Consider the following 21,704-nt stretch of genomic DNA (forward strand, 5'->3'; position numbering starts at 1 on the left):
ATACCTCCCACTGTTTCTGAATGGGAATTCAAAGCATATATTTTTTTAACATATCAATCAGTTCATCAAAGCTATTGAACTCACACATATTTTTTGGAGAATCTTTGACATTTAGTTGATTTCTATAAGCTTCTCCCTTCTCCTTATACCAACGTTTGAATTGAGAGAATTCATTACCGCTCTGAAAACCGAGCTCACCTTTCTTTTCCTGAAATCTGTTATTACTGAGCAGTTCTCCAGTTTCACTATCTACAAGTTCACTTCTCACGGTACCATTTTCATTGAGATATTTACGAAAATTCTTAGGCAGTTTTATTGCTTCGGTTTCTTTCTCTATCTTTATGGAAATATCAGTGTAGACTTTTCCGTTTTCTATAATGTTACTGGCTAGTCCATATCCGCTTGATGTTTTTGCACCAAAACCATATACAGTGAACATTGCCTTAAGTCCTTTAACTATAAGTTTCAGATCTTCAAGCGTTTGATTCTTGATTTCTTCCTGTTCTTTTCCAATAAGATCGAAAGGAACATACAGAAGCGAGAACTTCCCTTTTTCACCGATGGGAACACACTCAATAAGTATTGGCATTGTACCGGTACGAGTCTTTCTATCATGAGGATTTATGATTTCGAAACTGCATTTACTAAAAAATGTTGGAAAGAAGTGGAGCCGTCCTTGACGAAAACTATCTTTTTCCTGTCTTTCATTCCCAAATATACGAATGATTTGCTTGTTGTTTTCTTTCATACCTTCTTGCCATAATGCCGAACGAAGGCAACCCTTCCAGGTAGATCCTGGAATGTAAGGGCAACCAAGCACTTTCTCTCGCTTTATAGAGTTTTCAATAATCGTAAAATTTTCATCATCTTTGGATATATAGGGCTTTTCAAGAGTGAATTCAAATTCGATAATGAATGAATATGGCGGTAAAATTTTAAGGATTTCCTCATCAATTTTGAGGTAAAATTCCTTACTTAATCTGTTATCATTAATATCTTCGCTTTTCTTTCTTCCCTTATAAACCTTTCTTACGTAATTTCCCCCATCAGAATTTTCTTGAGTTTCGAAATATTTGAAAACTACTGTTAGCTCTGAATTGCTTAATTTATTGAGAACTTCTATGATTTTTTTCCCATCTGGTTGTTCGTTCTTGAATTCTTTGGTGAGCTCCCTTATGATTCCTTTCCCCTGAATTTCAAAGATGGATTGCGAATTATAGTCAAGAATCAATTTCGGTCACCTCTCTTAGCGTCTTGTTTAGAGTAACAATCTCAATGTTAGAAAAAATTTTATTATATTCTCCATTTTCAATAAATATTTCGCGAATAATATCTGCAATATATCTCTCTGTAAATCCCCAAATGCGCAACTTATATTTATCATCATGCTGGTTCTCTTTATAGAAACTGCTTACAAATACTCTACTCGCCCATTTATCGCCTTTTGTTCCTCCGAAAATTTCTGATGTCGCTTCTTTTGATTTGCTCTTTTGGAGATATCTCTTTCGCAACATATATCTAATATCAAAGGACATTGATATATATAAATCATTATGATTACTACCTATATATTTTGGATTCTTGAGAAAAGTATTCTTAATATCATTCGCTTCAATTTCATCCGTTTCAAATTTCCAATAGTTCTTAAGTGAAAAAATTCCTTCATCACTATTACTTTTCTTAAAGTTATTTTTCTCAAGAAATTTGTGAATTTTTCGAAGTGATTCCTTTGTTTCTTTCTTATCTATAAGTTCAAACAGACCATAACCAAATTGAGGTTTGGCTCCAATCGAACCAAATTCACTCATGATTGAAAGAACGGCTTTCAGCTGATCTTCAACTTGTTTTTCACTATTTCTAGAAAGAATTTTGAGTTCAAGAGAACCAAAGAAGTTTTTATCATCAAGATTCTGTTCAAAAACCTTTCTCAACCAATTTTTATTAATTTTACTATTAGTAACCTGACAAAATATTTTATTTCCTTCAACTGGTTGTTTCCCCTCACTTGTTATCTGCAAATTGAACATTCTTTTCCATCCCGTTGTTCCAAACAAATAGCAAGCAGGGCAAAGTTTTGAAATCCTCTCTTCATTGTTCTTTTCTTTACCGGATAAACCACAGCGATTATCTGAAGTCGGATCACAAACATGATATCCCAAACCCCTTGCAACAACTTCATACCACCAGCGGATACTTCCTATGATTCCTGTTTCGTGTATTCTGTCCATCTTTTCATCTGCTCCGCCTGTCCATAACGGGGTCAATGTTTTGATTTTGAATGTGATTGGCTCATTCCTCACTCTCGATCACCTCTGGTTTTTTATATTATTCCATTGTCTAACACTTGTTTTTTGTGTATTCCTAATATCTCAAGCCTCAACATTTTTCCCGTTCGAATTTTGGAGATTCTGATTGAATCTTCCTCCTTGTTAGTAACCTTGGTAAGTTTCACTTTGAGTTTTTCGAAAACAGCTTTTGTTAATTCTCCTACATGCACTGAATTTTGAACCCAATCAAGAAATTGCCTGCAAATCTTCAATATCTTGTTTACACGTTTTTCCTTAACATCATAAACAATCAGAATATAATTTCTTATCCTTTCCAGGGAGCGTATACTCTTTCACCGGTGATGTGCTTTTCAATTTTATAGAGCTCAAGCCTTATGAGATATCTGTATGAAACATTTCTTTTTAACTGTGGGTGTTTAAATGTGGATTTTAGCTTTTCATCGTAGGCTCTTACAAAAATCTCCTTACCTTTATCATTCATATATATCCCCTCAAGATGCTTTGCAAAGTGTTTTGCCTGTATTTGTTTTTTGTTTATGAGAGAAAATATGAGCCTATCTACAATAATGGGCTTGAATATCTCTGCAACGTCAAGATTTAATGAGAAACTTCTAAAGTTAGTTGTATGAAGAAATCCTATACGGGGATCAAGGTGCGTTCTGTATATTTCTCCAAGAACCGTTGTATAAAGCATTGTATTACCAAAACTGATAAGCGCATTGATTCTGTTCAACGGAGGTTGCCTTGATCTATTCACAAATTCAAAGCTTTTATTGTCAATAATTTTATCGAAGCATTTATAGTAAAGATCTCTGAAATTACCCTCAATCGCCATTATTTCATCTACTGATGCCATTTCTTCAAGACGGTTCATAAGTTTTTTAAGCTTTTCTATATCCTCTTCCAAATCCTTCCCACGTCTGTTGTAATAAGCCAAAACACTTATCATATTACCCATTGAACCTTTCACAAAAATTCTTGCCAAATTAATTCGCTTAGCCCCATCATTATAGAAATTTGCCTGTTCTAAGACCAGAAAGCCAGAATTCAAGTGTTCGCGTGGATAATACGTTCCAGAGTAGTAATCATAACGATTGAAAAAGTGAATTGGAATCTGCTGTTTTGTAAGAAAATCAAGTACCCTTTTGTTCAGCTCAAGCTCTCCAAAGACACATATAGAATCTGTTTGCTCCACGGGTAGATGAACCTTCTTCCCATCTTCTTTTTCAAAAACAAGCGTATTATTCATTCTCAGTAATTTCCCCGAAGTGAATAGATATAACACTCTCTTCATACATACATCACACCCAACAATAAGTGTAATAAGCGCAATTCTTACAACGATTTTGTGATCTTTCTATTGGAGGAATTGGACCATCAACCAATTTTTGGATCTCGTCGCTCATTTCTCGGATACGTTTTTCTTCTTCCGCGGTAAGAATAACAGGTATCCGTTTTCTTTCCTTTGGAACAAGAAGCAAACCTTCAGCTTCAACTCCCATTTCTTTGAGCCTTCTTAAATAAAAGAGCAATTGATCGCGAGCTCCATCAAGGGAATACTTCGATTTCTTAATCTCGCTTACAATTGTTTTGCCATTTTTTTCTTGAACAAGATCCAGTTTTATGTTATCTATGGCAACATCCTTTTCCCCTTTGTTTTCGTACGAAGTTTCGTGAAGAAGTCTTCCAAGGGCAAGATTAGTATTATCATTTTCAGGGAAAATTCTGTGAGCTACAAGCCATGCTTCGCGATGGCAGTTTGAATATGAAAGTATAAGATAACCGTTTACGTCTATCAATAAATATCACTTCCTGCAGAATGAAAACCAGTTACGCTGTCATAGTATCTTTGAAGTTCCCTTTCGTCGTTAGAAACATAGTGGAAACCATTAACAACAGGTGGCAAAGCATTTTCTGACTCATTCCATTTCAATCGGTAATTAACTATGTAAGGAGCAAGTTTCCTAATAGCATCTTTTTTTTCAGCTAGAAGCTCAAATTTGTCCTGTGTGCTTATGTCTTTTGAAAGTATTTCCTGATAATTTTTCCAGGCATTTTTTGCATTTTCGTCGAGTTCTATAAAAACAGGGTTCGTTGGTCTTTCTTCTATGAGCTTAAATTCATTAATTTTTGAAAATTCCAGCTTATAAATGTTTTTGAGTATCATTCGCGATTCTTCTTCAAATCCCTTGGTTTCGATTTCTGCAAGATAAATTTCAACAAGATTATAAAGCATGGATTCACTGTAGTTATCATTATTAGAAAGTACTTTTCTAGAAGCAAACAACAAAACCGAATCGTATATTTTACTTGGATCTCTTTTACCCATGAATTCTTTTATATCTACAAGAATTACCTGTCCTTTCTTTTTCCTGTTCGATCTGTTCACCCTTCCTGCAACCTGAACAACACTATCAAGAGGACCAATATCACGAATACAATAATCAAAATCCAGATCCACACCAGCTTCTACAAGTTGAGTCGTGACTAATACACGAAAACCTTTAAGATTTTTTAACTTCTCAATTCGGTTTTTTCTTACTATCGGGGGAACTTCGCTAGATAGATAATATAGATATTTTTTATCTACGAATTCCGATATTTCTTCCAGTACAGCTTTCGCACAGCCAATTGTATTTAAAACCACCATAAGTCCTTTGCTCTCATCTCTGGCTTTTTCTACGACCTCTCTAAGAAATATTTCCTTGAATTTTTCGAAAGTTACTTCTCCGATATAATGAAGATCAAATCTATCCAGAGGAATTTCCCCAGTATAGAGATGTTTTCCAGAGATACCAAAGCACTTTGGCATAGTAGCAGTTGAGAATACGAATTTAGTTCCGCCATAATCAGCAAGAAGCTTCAATATTTTTCCTGTCAGTTCCCAATACTTCGGAGGTATAGCTTGAATTTCATCTAACAAGACTATTGACCCAGGTATCCTAAAAAATTTCATGTTTCGTTTATTTGTGAAAATAGAATGAAAGAAACTGACAAAAGTAGTTATAATTATCTCACTATTCCAGGAATTTATAAGAAGATCGGCGAGATATTTCTCATAGCCTTCGCCTTCTTTAGTGGAGTATTCTATATCAGATAGGTGATGTTGCTGTAAAACCTGATTCTCAGTTGGAAATGATCTACCAGTTTTTTCGAAAAGTTCTACGGCTACTTCATATGTTTGATCTATTATGCTCAGAAAGGGAAGGCAATAGATTATTCTTGGTACATAATCACTATTCGTAAGTTTTTCTCTGAGTTTTAGCCCAAGTGAAAACAAAGTCAAAGTTTTGCCTATACCTGTTCTCCCTTTTAATATTCCTATGGAGAAGTCGGTATCATTAGTAGCTTCATGATAGAATTTGTTTCTAAGCTGGTTCATTGGATCTCTTCCAGGATTGTCAAAACCCAAGACTTTTCTATACTCTTCAACAAGGTCTTTGGGAATTGGATCCCTTTTTGGTAGTGGTCTATCCCTGAACGCTGCATCTGTTTTGTCTGCCCAATCAAGCAGGGATGAAAGATACATGTAAAGAATGAAAGACTGAATGTCATTAACTTCGTAGAAATGATCCTGGAATTCATCCTGCCATTCATCTACATTATCTTCAAGTTCCAAAGGATCCAACTTAGGTATCTGGATTTTATAAGCAAGTTCATTTAGAAACTTAGAATCGAGATTGGCTACCTGCCATTCCAACAAATCGACTTCATCATTTAGATCACAACCAAATTCAGGATATTCTGCTTTTCCGTGATGTCTTCTTACGAGAGTTACTATAAGAGGAATCAAATAATGTTTCTCTTCAGGTAGATTTGCTTTCAAATATTTCCCAACAGCAAATGCTCCCAGAACAGCATGCAGAGATTTTTCTTTATCATATTTTAACTTCCGGATCTTTTTCTGAAACTCCGGTGTTGCTTTACCCAGATCATGCAAATATGCTATCGCTTCTACGAGAAGTTTCAAGGTTGAATACTCAACTCCAAGAAACCTTTCAAAATCCATGTATTTCTTTGCAGTTTCTATTTCAGACATCATCAGGTAATATACGCCTTTGAGATGGTCGATCAATAATCTTCCAGGTTCATTTCCCATTGGAGGGTGTGAATAAACCTCAGACAAGCATTATCACCTCTTTTTGCTCACCGATGACAAGAGAAATAACACTTGTTTTCTCTGATTTTTTCAACAGTTGTATCTTTTTACCATTCTCTTCATATACTATTTCCGAGTATTCCTGAACTTTTCTCTCACAATCCATCCTCACAGCATGAGTTTCATGGAAAAGATTCAAACCACTCTCGAATTTGATTTCACCTTTATCAAAGAGATAAATTACCGAATCCACAAGCGTCGGGATTTCATCAACACGTTTTCCTTCAAAAAAACCAACATAGCTCACTGAGGCTAAGAACTCCGAAATTCCAAGATATGGAGTGTAATAACATTCTTTGTTTTTAACCACACTTTCTAGCTTTGCCAAAAAATCTTCGTTTCCAGATACATAAATCCTGTAAATCGGGGAAACGACACATTCAACAGGAACCAAGATGCTACCACCATTTTTTGTGTGCAGATATTTAAGATTGAAAGTCGTCTTTTTTATGGAGGTTAACAATCGCACCCCTGTTTTTACATTGTTGGTTTCAAAAAACTTAGAATGTTCACTTTTTCCAAATCCTCCACTTGAAATCCCAAGAATACTACCAATTATTCCAAGAACTGCTGTACGTGGCGGGATGGAGTACGTTAGAGCAGAAGTAGTTGTATATGGTTTTCTGAAATGAGCATAATCACTAGAGATATCTAAGACGAGGACTTTCATAAGCCCTCACCTCACTTTGCCAGCGGTTTCATCTTACCATCAATCAAATTCTCAATTTTGAAAGGTTCACCATTTAAGGTTAGCTTGAGTCTTGGATCTATCCTATATCTAATTTCTTTGATCTTATCGTTATATCTTTCAAGTAGTCCTTTCAGCTCTGAAACCTCTAAAACAAAATCGGAAATCCCTCTTATTTTCTCATCCAGAAGATCGGATACCAGCTTAATTGCTTTATCGAGCTCTCCTATATGGAAATTTTCATTATCGTTATATACAACATCTATAAGCAACCTGGGAAGCTGTTCCATCTTCGAACGAGTTATAAGGTCCCTGGTTCCATTCCACAAGGCTTCGAAGAAGAAATCGATGTCGACTTCACGAAGAAGAGTTTCCTTAGCTGTATTTTGATTTATTACACCATAAAATGCTATGCAAGAATAAGGGAGTTGCCATTTTTCACTGAAACTTCTTCCTTCTCTATCTTCCTTAGAAGCAAATGCAGCTGTCCCTTGAATAAAAACTGGATCTACTTTGTGTAGAGAACGTCCAAATCTAAACTGAACAGGTCCAATCATAGACATATTTAACTTAGAAATCGGAACTGTTCCCCCAAAGAGTCTTAAATCTATACATTTTTTAAGGAGTGCCTCTGCAGCAGTTTTTCTGTCATATTCTTTGCTGGTTATGTCGGGTATCAATTGTTTTGCCCTCTGTTCTGAGGTGACGGGGTCACCATTTATAAAAACTTCAAATTCGTACTCATCTTTTTCTTTATTAGCTGAAATCATGTATTCGCGACATGTCTTTTTTAGTCTTACATCTGAAACTATATTTACCCCCGTTACTTCATCCATCCTTGGCTTGTTTTCATCCAATGGATCTCCATTTGGATTTCCATCTTTCACATCATAAACGAACACAATCTCATGTCTGTTTTTTATAAATTCCATATCTATACCTCCTTATCCTCAATTTCTTTTTTATTCTCATTTGAACTCATCAACAACCTTTTCGAAGCTTCTCCACAGAGAAAAGCATAATTTAAGTCAGTAATAGAAGATTTCCATTTCATTCCAGCTTTTAATTGATATTCTCCCGCAATTTCAAAAAGTCTCTTCATAAATTCCACATGAGAGGCATCTTTGATTTTTGTCAAGTAATACTTGAACTTACTTTTCATATAAGATAGATGCTCCTTAAAATCATCTGGCTTCATCCTGTAGCCCTTTATTCTTTGATCCGCTGTTCCAGTATAACCCTGTGATTCTTGGATATCCACGAATATTGAATGAATCATCCCAATAATAAAGGTGAGTTTTAATTCGTCATTCTTGAAGAAATCCGGGTATAACTCAAAAAAATCTTTTAAAATCTCAGACTTCGATTTACTCAAATCTAATCTCCCCCCTTCATGAAGATTGTTCAGTCTGTCCAAAAAGTATCCCATTGCCACTATGTTGCCTCTTTCAAAAAAGAGATTTTTTCTTTCTTTTTCATCAGCATTCATTTTAAATGAATGTATATATCTCAACGCTGCCTTTTTGTATGGATCAAGATTTATCCTAAAACCTTTAAATATTGCCTGCATACACTTTAAGAAATCAGAAGGAGGAACTGGATTTTTGTCCGTTGCTTTTTTCTGGAGCTGAGAATAACCTTTGAAAACCTTCCAAAGAGTTTCAAACTTTATATATGGAGATCCCAGTGATTTAAGTTCATTTTCAATACTGGTTGCAGCAAAATTGATCATTTTCAAACGAGAAGGGGGAACGTCTTGAATGTTCAGGTATAACTTAACTTCGTCCTTTTTCCTAGCTTTCATGAAAAAAACAAAATTTAGCGTTGAATAGGTTTCTTCTTTTCCAAGCTTTGCAACTATCTTTCTTTCAAACTTTTCGTATCTCCCATTTTCTTCCTTAAAAGTATTTGTCAGGCTGTCAAAAGCAGCTAAAGTATTTTGAGCAAACCTGTGATGTTTTTCTATCCTTTCTCCAAAAAATCTAGGTAAGACATAAACCCGTGAATCATAAGAATCACAAGAACCATAAAAGTTTAGTGTTAGTTTTTCATCAGCTATCTTTTTACCAAGAGCTAATTTTGCAAAACATTCTGAACAAAGTGGCATTGTGATATCGTGACTTTTTTTGTTCATCCTATATGCAAAACCTGGTTGATCTATGGTAGCGAATTTTAGGATATCACTAACTTTGGCACCTACTTCGGTTTCCTTTCCACAGATAAAACACGTTCCTGCTCTCGACTTTGGTAATTTCTGAACTTCTCCCAAGAAAATCTTTCGAAATTCTTCTATCTCACCCACATAACGTCCACTTATTACCACAGTAACAAAATAGCGTTCATTTTTGTCACAATTTTTAGCTGCAACTTCAATATCCCTAATTATGACTTCTCTATTTTCTTTTAAAACTTTCTCTATACCAGAGATCAATTTTCCTTTATGAACCTCACAGTATTTAATAAATCTATCTATTATTCTTTCAGGTCCATGTTTGGCTGGTTTAAGTGTAAGAGAATAAGGGTCAAACCTTGCAGATGGAGTTTTTCTGTAAAGATAGTTTACATCCTTTTTTTTCTCCATAGAACAGCCAGTATAGATTAAAGAACCATTTTTTGTTTCCACGTTTATTGTAATTGTTGCTGTATATTTCGCTCCCAGATCTTCTGTAAATTGTTGAGTTTCATCATAGTTCTTTTCGTGTATTTTACCGATTTCATATAACGCTTTAATCAAAAGTCATCACCTCTTTCGCATCAATTCAACCATTCCAAATCCCTGCGCGTTTCTAGAGCCAAGACCCCAGTTAAAAGCCAGTTTAATTAATTCAGTATTGCCAGATAGTTCGAACTTCCCATCCCAGGCTATTATTGTGAATCCTTTGTACTTTATAATCCTTTGCTTCATTTTACTTATTGGTTTTATTGAAAATTCATCATTTGAAAGTTCTAATCCTATCGCTTTTGCTTTTCTTAATAAGTTTTCTCTGATTTGGATTCCAAAATCCTTCTCAAACGGGTTATAGTAATAGCTTTTCTTTTTGCCTTCTGGAGTTACCAAAGTAGAACGAACCGTAATTGGTGATAAAGTTATCACCTTTATAGGAGACTCTTTAACTTTTTGATCAGAAACATCTAATTGAACAAGCTTTAATTTTTGACCAATAATATCCAATTCTTCACTCTTTAAAAATTGATTACCAATAACTTGTATGATTTCATCAAACGGAGAAGCAATACTAAATGAAATTGGGGATTGAAAACTTATTCTGCCATTATATAAAGTGTGCTTACCTTTTATTCTCGAAAAAACAAAAGGGCGAAATTGCCTGCTGTTATAGAGGGGACCGCTTTCATGAAAATCTGGAAGTTTCTTCGAGACAATTTTGAAAATTAATGACTGAAGCATATGATTATAACTTATAGGAAGATCAATACTTTTATTACTCTCAAAAGCCAAAACGATTTTCACTTATTTCCTCCTATTTTTACCGTCAAGACACAGAAACCAAAAACACACCTTAAGTTTTGCAAGGGCATTTCTTTACGCAAGTATGCTTATTTTATGAAGTAACTCAATTAAATACTAACATATTAATTGTGTTGAATGCAAATATTTAGCATTATGTTATTTTTTTCAATCTGCTGCCACATATAAGAACATGTCGATGTCTAATAAGCAGAAATTCCTAGGAGATCGACAGAAACTTGTGAACTAGCGCAAGCGTCATTATTGGGTGAAAAGCTAAAATAAAGGGTGAAAAATTCCTTCAAAATTGATATTTTTGAAAAAACCACAAAAGGTTATATAATCTATATAGTAATTGGTTTATAGAATACCTATGAGGAATTGAAACTTCCCCTCATTCTTTTAAAAAAACCACGCTGGTGGAGCGTTTATAGAATACCTATGAGGAATTGAAACATCTGCCAAGATAAGTAAAGCTGTGCATTTGACTAGTTTATAGAATACCTATGAGGAATTGAAACAAAGGTATTATGAAACAGGCAGCGACCAAGCAATAGTTTATAGAATACCTATGAGGAATTGAAACTTCCACACAGCCTTTTTTTATCATTTTTTTCTGGTTTATAGAATACCTATGAGGAATTGAAACCTTCTTTTTGCACTTCATTGATAGCTTTGTCTAGTTTATAGAATACCTATGAGGAATTGAAACCACGAATTACCCAAAGAGGTGCATGCCTAATCTTCAGTTTATAGAATACCTATGAGGAATTGAAACCAGAAATAGATATGGAAGACGTCATAAATACAGTGTTTATAGAATACCTATGAGGAATTGAAACTCCTCCAGCTTCGCCGGAATAAAGACCCTCCCGTTTTGTTTATAGAATACCTATGAGGAATTGAAACTATTTAAGATGTCGAGAATAGATTTCAAGACATCCAGAGTTTATAGAATACCTATGAGGAATTGAAACGTCGATAACAAGTATGCGCTGGTCCCCGGTCAATTCCGTTTATAGAATACCTATGAGGAATTGAAACAAGTGCCATCGACAGCCTCTCTTGCAGGCGGTACAGTTTATAGAATACCTATGAGGAATTGAAACTTCTAGTGATAGGTCGACTCGAAATCGACCACAGAGAGTTTATAGAATACCTATGAGGAATTGAAACAGGTGTAGTTTTGTCATGCAGGCGTGGCGGAATTGGGTTTATAGAATACCTATGAGGAATTGAAACTGCCATCAACCAAAATAGAAAGTGTACCAGCGTGTTTATAGAATACCTATGAGGAATTGAAACAGCTATCCTCTCGCCTTTCTTGATTTTCTGCCCCTCATGTTTATAGAATACCTATGAGGAATTGAAACACCTGCAAGCCGGAACGAAAACGAAGAAGTGGGAGCGTTTATAGAATACCTATGAGGAATTGAAACTCGATAAGAGCTTCAAAAGACAGTGTTCTAAAATATCGTTTATAGAATACCTATGAGGAATTGAAACTACATTTTTCTCCATGTGTGTCAAAATGGCAAAAAGTTTATAGAATACCTATGAGGAATTGAAACACCAGATGGGAAGAGCTAATGAAAGAAGGCGAAAAAGGTTTATAGAATACCTATGAGGAATTGAAACTACTGCTCCATGCTCTGGTTCCCATTGTTCCCGTTTATAGAATACCTATGAGGAATTGAAACTCGTATATTTGCGGCCAATTTTCCGATAGATAGGTTCTGGTTTATAGAATACCTATGAGGAATTGAAACTTGAAATATTGGGTACAAGACTGCAAAAATAGAGTTTATAGAATACCTATGAGGAATTGAAACCGAATAGCAACGGCCAATACAGCGAACAAACGAATAGTTTATAGAATACCTATGAGGAATTGAAACCAACTTCTCGAGAGGCTGCCAGAGGGTAAGATTCTGTTTATAGAATACCTATGAGGAATTGAAACTACTGCTTAACGGTGGTACTTGACCGTTGCGAATAGTTTATAGAATACCTATGAGGAATTGAAACTCGCATTTTCTTATTGCATTCTAATTACATGAAGTTTATAGAATACCTATGAGGAATTGAAACACGCCAACCACGCCTTCAAATATTTCTTCGCTTGTGTTTATAGAATACCTATGAGGAATTGAAACCTAAGAATACCATTGAATGGTTAGATAACATTTTCGTTTATAGAATACCTATGAGGAATTGAAACCGGAAATGCGTGAAGATGTTGATTACCTCGGTTTCGTTTATAGAATACCTATGAGGAATTGAAACAATTTATCGAAAAACTTCGTAAGCGCACCAGCCGCCCAGTTTATAGAATACCTATGAGGAATTGAAACTTTGCCAACGTAGTTTTCCCAATCATCTGGAATTTCGTTTATAGAATACCTATGAGGAATTGAAACAAGCTATCTCAGAATCTTTTGGCAAGCAAGTTGTCGTTTATAGAATACCTATGAGGAATTGAAACTTTCCTTGTCTTCACCTTGATCATTTACAAGCTTGTTTATAGAATACCTATGAGGAATTGAAACTATCACCTTTAGCCGAATATAGTCTAATCCCATCGTTTATAGAATACCTATGAGGAATTGAAACTCGGTTTCCCGGGTCGAGGGTAATGCGCTCTCGCGTTTATAGAATACCTATGAGGAATTGAAACAAGAACTTCCGAAACATACGGAGTATGCCAGTATTCCGTTTATAGAATACCTATGAGGAATTGAAACTCCAGCATTCCTGCGGTATCTGCACCGAAGATGTAGTTTATAGAATACCTATGAGGAATTGAAACCCTCAAATCTTTTTCATACTCTCTGCGCGTTTTATCAAGTTTATAGAATACCTATGAGGAATTGAAACATATATAGCATGAATTCCAACGCCATTATTTTGAGGTTTATAGAATACCTATGAGGAATTGAAACACAAGATAATAGTCTACCCAGGCAGCTACATGAAAGTTTATAGAATACCTATGAGGAATTGAAACAAACTTTTGGGAGATATAATCCGTTGAACTTTATGTTTATAGAATACCTATGAGGAATTGAAACTCCTTTAGAACACATGGGGCTCAAACGTCCGCGTGTTTATAGAATACCTATGAGGAATTGAAACAATACCTTTCCGCTTCCGCAGGATACTTTTCACTGCGTTTATAGAATACCTATGAGGAATTGAAACTTAACCATCTGGAAGCGTTATCGCTGTCAGACTCGATAGTTTATAGAATACCTATGAGGAATTGAAACCTCCTACCATAACCTTTCCACCATATCCAGCTATGTTTATAGAATACCTATGAGGAATTGAAACACTAGTATCATCTGATATAATTGCGATATTTTCAAGTTTATAGAATACCTATGAGGAATTGAAACGCAACTCCTCGCAGCGATAGCGATGGTTGAAAGTTCGTTTATAGAATACCTATGAGGAATTGAAACCAGTATTCTGATAACCCACGGTACTGACTATTTTCGTTTATAGAATACCTATGAGGAATTGAAACGACCTATACACGGGAATGTTGTGGCGTCTTTCGGGTTTATAGAATACCTATGAGGAATTGAAACAAGGCAATCACCCCCTTTGGTTCGTTTTTACTACCGTTTATAGAATACCTATGAGGAATTGAAACTCCATTTTACTGCTTTCGACGCCCCTGTTTTTAGTTTATAGAATACCTATGAGGAATTGAAACAGTGTTGGTAACAGTACGACCGCTTCTCAAGTATCTGTTTATAGAATACCTATGAGGAATTGAAACAACTACTAAATTTCGCTTTTTCATCTTATGCCTCGTTTATAGAATACCTATGAGGAATTGAAACTTCTGCTCTTGAGGGGAAAGCTCGTAAATCTTTAGTTTATAGAATACCTATGAGGAATTGAAACTGATTGATGGAGATCCTCAAAGCCACATGACTCATGCTCGTTTATAGAATACCTATGAGGAATTGAAACAGATAGGGCAGGATGCTGACGGCAACGGATACGTGCGAGCGTTTATAGAATACCTATGAGGAATTGAAACCTGCAACACCACCTCCCAATTTGACCATGTCAAGTTTATAGAATACCTATGAGGAATTGAAACTCGGTTTCTCGGGTCGAGGGTAATGCGCTCTCGCAAAGTTTATAGAATACCTATGAGGAATTGAAACACTTCATCGTAGAAGCGTTTGTACAGCTCATTCCGTTTATAGAATACCTATGAGGAATTGAAACTTTTGTTTCTTTTCTATCTCGCTCATTCTCTCCGTTTATAGAATACCTATGAGGAATTGAAACGCGGATGCTTCCGCTTTCGTTGTCGGTGATTCTGGTTTATAGAATACCTATGAGGAATTGAAACTACGAAAAACTAAAGAAAAGGGGTGGGGAAAATGGTTTATAGAATACCTATGAGGAATTGAAACATGAATTCCTTAAAGAAGTTAAGGAGGGAGAGGAAGAGTTTATAGAATACCTATGAGGAATTGAAACCTGCTGGTTCTACGTCTGATGCGATAGGGATATCGTTTATAGAATACCTATGAGGAATTGAAACTGTGCAAGCCACGCTCCGGTAGCGCTTCCAATCTGGTTTATAGAATACCTATGAGGAATTGAAACCTCGGAGAGATAGATATAGACTCGAAACTAAGCTATGAGTTTATAGAATACCTATGAGGAATTGAAACAAGGAAGCGCTAAGAGAATACATGGAAAAGCTTGACGTTTATAGAATACCTATGAGAAATTGAAACTACCTTATTACTTTTGGAAGAGGAACAGCGGTATTGTTTATAGAATACCTATGAGGAATTGAAACCTACGTCTCCTTCTTCCATCTCAATCTTTATTCTTGGTTTATAGAATACCTATGAGGAATTGAAACTCGTACATGCCCTCCAAAATCTTCGCGAAGTTGTTCGGTTTATAGAATACCTATGAGGAATTGAAACCTCCTTCATGGGCATTCAAAATGCGGTCACGGTCGTTTATAGAATACCTATGAGGAATTGAAACGAAACTTCAGATTCTGAAAGGCCTGTTTCAAATGCTAGTTTATAGAATACCTATGAGGAATTGAAACCATTTTAGCTCCTGTTTTTATGATATGTGGTGCCGTTTATAGAATACCTATGAGGAATTGAAACTATGGCCTTCATATCCCAGTAACCCACATAACCGGTTTATAGAATACCTATGAGGAATTGAAACAAAACGATAGACGTTTATGCCTATCTCTATATTGTTTATAGAATACCTATGAGGAATTGAAACTTTGCCAACGTAGTTTTCCCAATCATCCGGAATTTCGTTTATAGAATACCTATGAGGAATTGAAACTATCGAATAAAGGTATAAAGCACCATGATTGCATAGTTTATAGAATACCTATGAGGAATTGAAACAGGGCATTGTTGCCCTCATGGAGGCAGCGAGGTAGTTTATAGAATACCTATGAGGAATTGAAACGGTAATTGAATGCGAGTACTCGCAAGGGTGGCGGGGTTTATAGAATACCTATGAGGAATTGAAACTTAAACAGACTCCGAAGTTATATGGATTTAGACCACCGGGTTTATAGAATACCTATGAGGAATTGAAACCACCTCTTGCTTCGCCAAGGGTTTCGTCGATATGCCGTTTATAGAATACCTATGAGGAATTGAAACTGAACCACACAGATGAGGGGCAGAAAATCAAGAAAGGCGTTTATAGAATACCTATGAGGAATTGAAACATTTGATACTGAAACATTTCGAATTATTATTCTATAAAGTTTATAGAATATCTATGAGGAATTGAAACTAAAAATGGCAATAATTTTGTTGCCGATCAGGTTTGTTTTTAGGTTACCTATAAGGGCTAGAAGCGTACACCGTGATACCACTACTATTGACACTCTACCGGTTTTTAGGTCATCTGTAGGGGGGAGAAGTTCCGACAACATGATATACTACATGTAAAATTGTGTTATGTAAGTATTTATAGATTAACTACAAGGAGTTGAAACAATTCCATCTTCTGGAATTTGATGTTCTGACATTTATTTGTAGAATACCTATAAGGAATTACATTATTATTATTGTCAAGATAAGTTGGATCATTTGGTGTAGCGTACTTGGATGGAAGTTTCTCTTGCACAAAGATTTGTCTTATTTATAAACCAGAATCAAATAATCTCAGGTGTGGTACTACACATTTTAATTACCAAAAACATTATCCGCAACAGGTTTTAGGCTGTAAAAAAACATAAATGTTTCGACTGTGATTGGCTTCCAATAATAATTACCGATAGTGATTTAAGGGAAGTTTTAACCCCCAGGAATATAAAAACATCTTTCAAGGTAAAAAATGCCATGCGAATCCGGAATTACAGGCCAACCTTAAAAGCTGAATCCCTTGTGACTCACGATATTCCGTTATCTTCTGAATTCTGTTGGTGGCATTTTTACTATTTTATAACCGCTGCCGACACCGTTGAATCTTTTGACCTCGTACATGTTTATCACCTCTTATCCATCTCCTTGAACAACTTGTTTCTATTATCTCGCTCAAGAAGGTCTTTTTTTCCAGGGGGTAACGGGTCAATTTTCTATGGCCCTGGGGGGTCAATTTTATTTGACCACATACAGATGAGGCAACGAAATCAGACAACTGAGCGCTGCGCTTCAAACCTGTTGGAATAGACAACATTCACACCAGGCTTCGATTTTAATGATTGGGTGTTCGAGTTTTCTCGGTATATCTCGCTCACATTTTTACCTAAAAATCAACCAAGAAATTCTTTCCTGAATTCTTCCATATTGACAACTGTTCCGGACAGCCGTGATCTTTCCGCAGCAAAGGCCATGAAATGGCTCTCAAGGGAATCCATGGGTGAAGTCAACGTGCCTTTGTAATCCGGTTCAGTAAGCATGCGTACGAAAGCATCCATCATCTGGAAATCCCCGCCGTTATGTCCGCCTTCTTCTGGAGGAAAAACCTTTATCTTGAATTTTTCTTTCCCGAAAACAGCAACCTCAATCTCATTTTTCTCAAAATGCCCTATAATCTCACCTTTTGTGCCAAAGATATTGATTTTTCTGGTTATCTCTTCTGTAAATGCTGTAAGGGTGAAATTTGCCGTTATCTCGTCTTCAAATTCGATAGAAACCACCTGATGATCCAAAACATCGTTATCACACGAATAAACGCAACGACCGTAAGGCCCCTCCTGTAAAGCCTTCAGTCTGCCTTCATAGGAAAGATCCTGGGTTATGACGCTCACAGGCCAACCTGTGTTTTTTCCCAGGTAGATCTTGATTGCGGAATATGGACATTCTCTTTCCACCAAACAACCATCGGTACAACGCTCTGTCGCACCTGCAGGTTTATTTTCCTTTCTGAAATGGGAGAGATGACCAAAAGATGCTATCGCTCTGGATTTCTTACCAACAAGCCAGTACAGTATGTCCATATCGTGACAGCTTTTGGTGAGTATTATGGGGGCTGTTTCGTCTTCCCTTCGCCAATTACCTCTGACATAGCTATGAGCCATATGGTAATAACCTATGTTTTCCTTGTGCTCTATCGACATTACCTTGCCAATTATCTCTGACTGAATCAATTCCTTCAATTTAGAAAAGAAAGATGTGTAGCGCAACACATGCGCCACTATAACTTTCCTATTCAATTTTTGCGCAAGAACAGCGATTTTTATAGCATCTTCTAAATTGGTAGCCATAGGTTTTTCTAAGAGCAGGTCATATCCTTTTTCCATAAAAGCGATGGCTGGTCTGACGTGTAAATGATCCGGAGTGGAAATGATAGCAGCATCTGCTATTTTGTCCTTGCTGGCCAGTTCTTCCCAGCTTGCGAAACATAATTCTTCGGGAATACCGTGAATTTTAGCTATGCTTAAGCGTTTTTCTTCGTTAGGTTCAGCTACAGCAACGATTTTAAGTTTATCTGGATTATGTGCTGCATAAAAACCGTAGGCATCCTTTCCGCGGTTTCCAGCTCCAACAATAACGGCCGTTGCCCTTCTCATTCCTGCTTTCCTCCTTCACTTGCAATTCGTTCACACTTTTCTATAAGTTTCAAAACTTCTGCTGAACTTTCAGGTGAAACTGGCGGTGGTTTACCATTCACATATGCGTTGTAAAAATCTATGTAGTAGGCTTCGAAAGTAGTTGGAAGGTTTTTTGGACACTCCCACGATTCTTCGTGCCATGGTATTTTTTCACTGTTGTATAAGCGACCGGGAGCTGCACCTTCTTCGAGCCTGCGCTCGACAATATCCTCTTCTTTCACCCATTTCCATTTAATCAAGGTTTCAGTTCCCCAAATTCCACCGCGGGTTGCCATAATGAGCCAGCGTTCTTGAGGGTAAGCACAACCTCTGGATATTTCAAGATCGCAAACTAAACCCGATCTTCCTTTCAGTATTATCTTTACATGGTCTTCTGCATCCCCAAGGCTTATTGTCCTTTTAAGGTCGCAAAACATTACCTCCGGTTCTTCATCATGATAAAATCCGAGGAGCTGATCTAGAAAATGCGCACCGGAGTTTCTCAATTCGCCACCACCAAATTTTTTCAGGGCTTGCCAATCCCATCGTCTGGAAAACAAATGATAATTGCTTTTTATAAGAAATGGTTCCCCTATTTTTTTCTCATTGATTATCTGCAGTATCTTTTTATAGTCCGGATCATAGCGTCTATTGTGAAACACTGAATATATTAGCCCATACTTTTTTGCCAGATTTATGAGTTCTTCCGCTTTTTCCGAATTCTCAGCCATAGGTTTTTCACACACAACGTTTTTTCCCTGTTCAAAGGCTTTAAGGGTCTGCTCTCCATGCAGATATGTTGGGCTAGCGATAATTACCAGTTCTACCTCTTTATCTTCCAAAAAGTGATCATAATCATCGTAGGTTCTGCAGTGAAATTTCTTAAAAGCCTCTTCCCTTCTTTCTCTCAAAGGATCGAAAATAGCTACAATTTCATACATATCCTTGAGTTTGGAAAGAGTCTTCCCGTGTATGTTCCAGCCGGCACGTCCGATCCCGGAAATACCTACTTTGATTCTTTTCATTGGCAACACACCTCGATCACCACAATAAAATCAATTTAGATGCTATCAGAACCAGAGGCCCGGGAACAAAAACCAGGCCCCCGAATAAAACTATTTGGTGCTGTCAGGAAAATGACCTTATTCCCCAACTATCGTTACCTTTACCTTATCTCCAACATGGAGATGTTCCAATAGCCATCCAGCTGCCGTACCGTGTCCAGAAAGAACATAGCCCATTGGCGGTATTTTTGCATTTCCAACGTGTTCCTGAATTTCGAGTACATACCAGTTATCGTTGATTATAACCTCAACGCCGTATGGGTTGGTGTTCGTACTCGCGCCGTAATCGGATGTATAAAGTATCAATTCATTGGGGCCGCGGCCACCAGGCCATGAAACGGGTGTGGGGTTTACCTTATCGATTATGCATACGGCTCCATCAGGAGCGGTTACTGTGCTCTTAATACCACTTTCTATCAATGTTTTGATAACAACTTCCACTTCAATTTCTTCCGATTCGGGAACGTAAATGTAAACCCCTGTTGGAGTATAATCTTCTTTAGCAAATTTGAGCGTATGTGGTCCTTCAAGCAAGAGGAGCGAAACAATTCCAGAAGCAACATTTACTTTCGTATTGGGAATGTCTATGGTCATTTCCACATTTTCCAGAAGTGTTCCTTTTGTATCTTTCAAGGTTATCTTAACATTTTTCACTCTGTCCCAAACAATAAGCCTTCGGAACCACGGAAGTGCTTTCCTTATGACCTCTTCAGCTTTAGGACCGCCAGACATAACATAGGGAGCAAGTGTCATCGCGTTGTACCATACCCGCATGGTCGGTCTGCCGCTTCCATCATACCAGCCACCCTGTCGCTGGAATTCTTCACCATTGCTCGGGAAAACTTCCTCCCCCTGAACCTTGTCCCAATCCAAAGGAAGCTGGGTGGTTTCAACAAAGTCCCAGCACCATTCCATTCGCTTGTGTAGGTAATTTGAAAATCCCTCAGGGGTAAACAGCTCTTCTGGTGGCTTATCCTTCCAATAACGAGCTATCCATGTTTCCTCGTCTGGCATGCTGATACCACTGTCTATGAGCTGTTTGTAAGTGTACGCGGCCCAGCCAACTTCATTTGGCGAAAGATCCGCAATATTGAAAGCACCGCTGAAATGCGCCTCGCCACCATCTCTAAAATCGATCATCAATCGAGCTCCAGCTGCCGCGACCCGGTAATAAGCTTCATCATTGAAATGAACATATCCATTTACCAATGCTCTCAAAACACTCTGCTGGCATATCCCCAGCCACCATGGATCGTGTTTGTCGGAACCCGGGTACATTTCATCCCGGATGTAGTAAGGCCACATACCGGTCCACATCTCGTTGGCTCTCTCAATGGCTTCAGCTTTGTCAAGTTGAAGCTCTACAAGTCTATCTAGAATTTTTCTCGCCATTTCTTCGGCTTTATCCGCCTTTTCGAACATCGATTTACTTCGGCAGTAGTCTGCATATTTCATAAGAACCGTGGCATTAATAGCCTTGTTCTCAATTTTTCCTTCCGTTGTCCAGCCTTCGGAGTTTGAATCATACGACTTTTCGAGATTTGAGCAGTATTCACTCACCGCTTCGATCATTTTAGGATCGCTGCAGTAGTCATCATAGGAAAGAATAATATCCGCTACACTCCTGTGCAGTGGCGTAAGGAAGCTGAGTTCTTCGGAAGCCTTTAACAAGAAGTCAAATAATAATTCCATTTCCTGTTTTATCGATTCATCCCTTGTTACCTGATAGCTAACCATAAAAGCTTTTAAAGCTTGAAAGGTATCCCCGTATTTCCCAACGGTTGAAACGGTTCCGTTTTCATGAATGGTAGTCTGAATGTTGACAGGAAATCTCAGGTATTTACTGGATTCTGTACCGAAATCCCCTGAGAAGAGTGCAAGAGATGTGAGTAAAACCATCAAAATAAGTATGTGCTTTCTCATGAAGAATCATCTCCTTTGAGCCTTTCGGCTCTTTCAAAGCAGTTGCACACT

At 37.1% G+C, this 21,704-nt stretch carries 13 protein-coding genes and 1 CRISPR repeat array; all 13 genes read right to left on the reverse strand.

Going from position 1 to position 21,704, the window contains the following annotated elements; all coding sequences use genetic code 11:
• Positions 1-28 precede the first annotated feature (28 nt).
• The 13 genes from KOLE_RS03380 to KOLE_RS03440 all read right to left on the reverse strand — a co-directional run bounded on the left by KOLE_RS03380 (position 29) and on the right by KOLE_RS03440 (position 21,653).
• Complete coding sequence (locus tag KOLE_RS03380) at positions 29-1,231, reverse strand: RAMP superfamily CRISPR-associated protein (RefSeq protein ID WP_015868048.1); 1,203 nt, start codon at positions 1,229-1,231, stop codon at positions 29-31.
• Positions 1,221-2,300 carry a type III-B CRISPR module RAMP protein Cmr1 gene (gene cmr1, locus KOLE_RS03385; RefSeq protein ID WP_015868049.1) on the reverse strand — a complete coding sequence of 360 codons (1,080 nt, stop codon included), beginning with the start codon at positions 2,298-2,300 and terminating at the stop codon, positions 1,221-1,223. Before cmr1 ends, KOLE_RS03380 begins: the two co-directional genes overlap by 11 nt.
• A gap of 20 nt (positions 2,301-2,320) precedes the next feature.
• The gene (gene cas2, locus KOLE_RS03390; protein ID WP_337442337.1) at positions 2,321-2,614 is read right to left on the reverse strand and encodes a CRISPR-associated endonuclease Cas2; all 294 of its coding nucleotides are present in this window, start codon (positions 2,612-2,614) and stop codon (positions 2,321-2,323) included.
• Positions 2,593-3,582 carry a type I-B CRISPR-associated endonuclease Cas1b gene (gene cas1b, locus KOLE_RS03395; protein WP_015868051.1) on the reverse strand — a complete coding sequence of 330 codons (990 nt, stop codon included), beginning with the start codon at positions 3,580-3,582 and terminating at the stop codon, positions 2,593-2,595. The genes cas2 and cas1b overlap by 22 nt, the downstream gene beginning before the upstream one ends.
• 7 nt (positions 3,583-3,589) lie before the next feature.
• Positions 3,590-4,087 (reverse strand): CRISPR-associated protein Cas4, encoded by a 498-nt coding sequence (gene cas4 / locus KOLE_RS03400; protein WP_015868052.1) that lies wholly within the window; start codon positions 4,085-4,087, stop codon positions 3,590-3,592.
• Positions 4,084-6,414 (reverse strand): CRISPR-associated helicase/endonuclease Cas3, encoded by a 2,331-nt coding sequence (locus KOLE_RS03405; RefSeq protein WP_015868053.1) that lies wholly within the window; start codon positions 6,412-6,414, stop codon positions 4,084-4,086. The genes cas4 and KOLE_RS03405 overlap by 4 nt, the downstream gene beginning before the upstream one ends.
• Entirely contained in the window at positions 6,407-7,117 is a 711-nt protein-coding gene (cas5b, locus tag KOLE_RS03410; protein ID WP_015868054.1) for a type I-B CRISPR-associated protein Cas5b, read from the reverse strand. The genes KOLE_RS03405 and cas5b overlap by 8 nt, the downstream gene beginning before the upstream one ends.
• An 11-nt stretch (positions 7,118-7,128) precedes the next feature.
• Positions 7,129-8,067: a type I-B CRISPR-associated protein Cas7/Csh2 gene (gene cas7b, locus KOLE_RS03415; RefSeq protein ID WP_015868055.1), complete on the reverse strand. Its 939-nt coding sequence runs from the start codon at positions 8,065-8,067 to the stop codon at positions 7,129-7,131.
• Between the two features lie 2 nt (positions 8,068-8,069).
• Positions 8,070-9,869 carry a TM1802 family CRISPR-associated protein gene (locus KOLE_RS03420; RefSeq protein ID WP_015868056.1) on the reverse strand — a complete coding sequence of 600 codons (1,800 nt, stop codon included), beginning with the start codon at positions 9,867-9,869 and terminating at the stop codon, positions 8,070-8,072.
• Positions 9,870-9,875: 6 nt separating this feature from the next.
• Positions 9,876-10,604, reverse strand: a complete 729-nt coding sequence (gene cas6 / locus KOLE_RS03425) for a CRISPR-associated endoribonuclease Cas6 (protein WP_015868057.1) — start codon at positions 10,602-10,604, stop codon at positions 9,876-9,878.
• 355 nt (positions 10,605-10,959) lie between these two features.
• Positions 10,960-16,421: direct repeats of the CRISPR family, unit length 30 nt; unit sequence GTTTATAGAATACCTATGAGGAATTGAAAC.
• Positions 16,422-17,385: 964 nt separating this feature from the next.
• Positions 17,386-18,645: a Gfo/Idh/MocA family protein gene (locus KOLE_RS03430; protein ID WP_015868058.1), complete on the reverse strand. Its 1,260-nt coding sequence runs from the start codon at positions 18,643-18,645 to the stop codon at positions 17,386-17,388.
• Positions 18,642-19,691 carry a Gfo/Idh/MocA family protein gene (locus tag KOLE_RS03435; RefSeq protein WP_015868059.1) on the reverse strand — a complete coding sequence of 350 codons (1,050 nt, stop codon included), beginning with the start codon at positions 19,689-19,691 and terminating at the stop codon, positions 18,642-18,644. The genes KOLE_RS03430 and KOLE_RS03435 overlap by 4 nt, the downstream gene beginning before the upstream one ends.
• A gap of 117 nt (positions 19,692-19,808) precedes the next feature.
• Positions 19,809-21,653 carry a hypothetical protein gene (locus tag KOLE_RS03440; protein ID WP_015868060.1) on the reverse strand — a complete coding sequence of 615 codons (1,845 nt, stop codon included), beginning with the start codon at positions 21,651-21,653 and terminating at the stop codon, positions 19,809-19,811.
• Between the last annotated feature and the right edge of the window lie 51 nt (positions 21,654-21,704).

Origin of the sequence: Kosmotoga olearia TBF 19.5.1 (genome assembly GCF_000023325.1) — a bacterium.
In the GTDB taxonomy this organism is placed as follows: domain Bacteria; phylum Thermotogota; class Thermotogae; order Petrotogales; family Kosmotogaceae; genus Kosmotoga; species Kosmotoga olearia.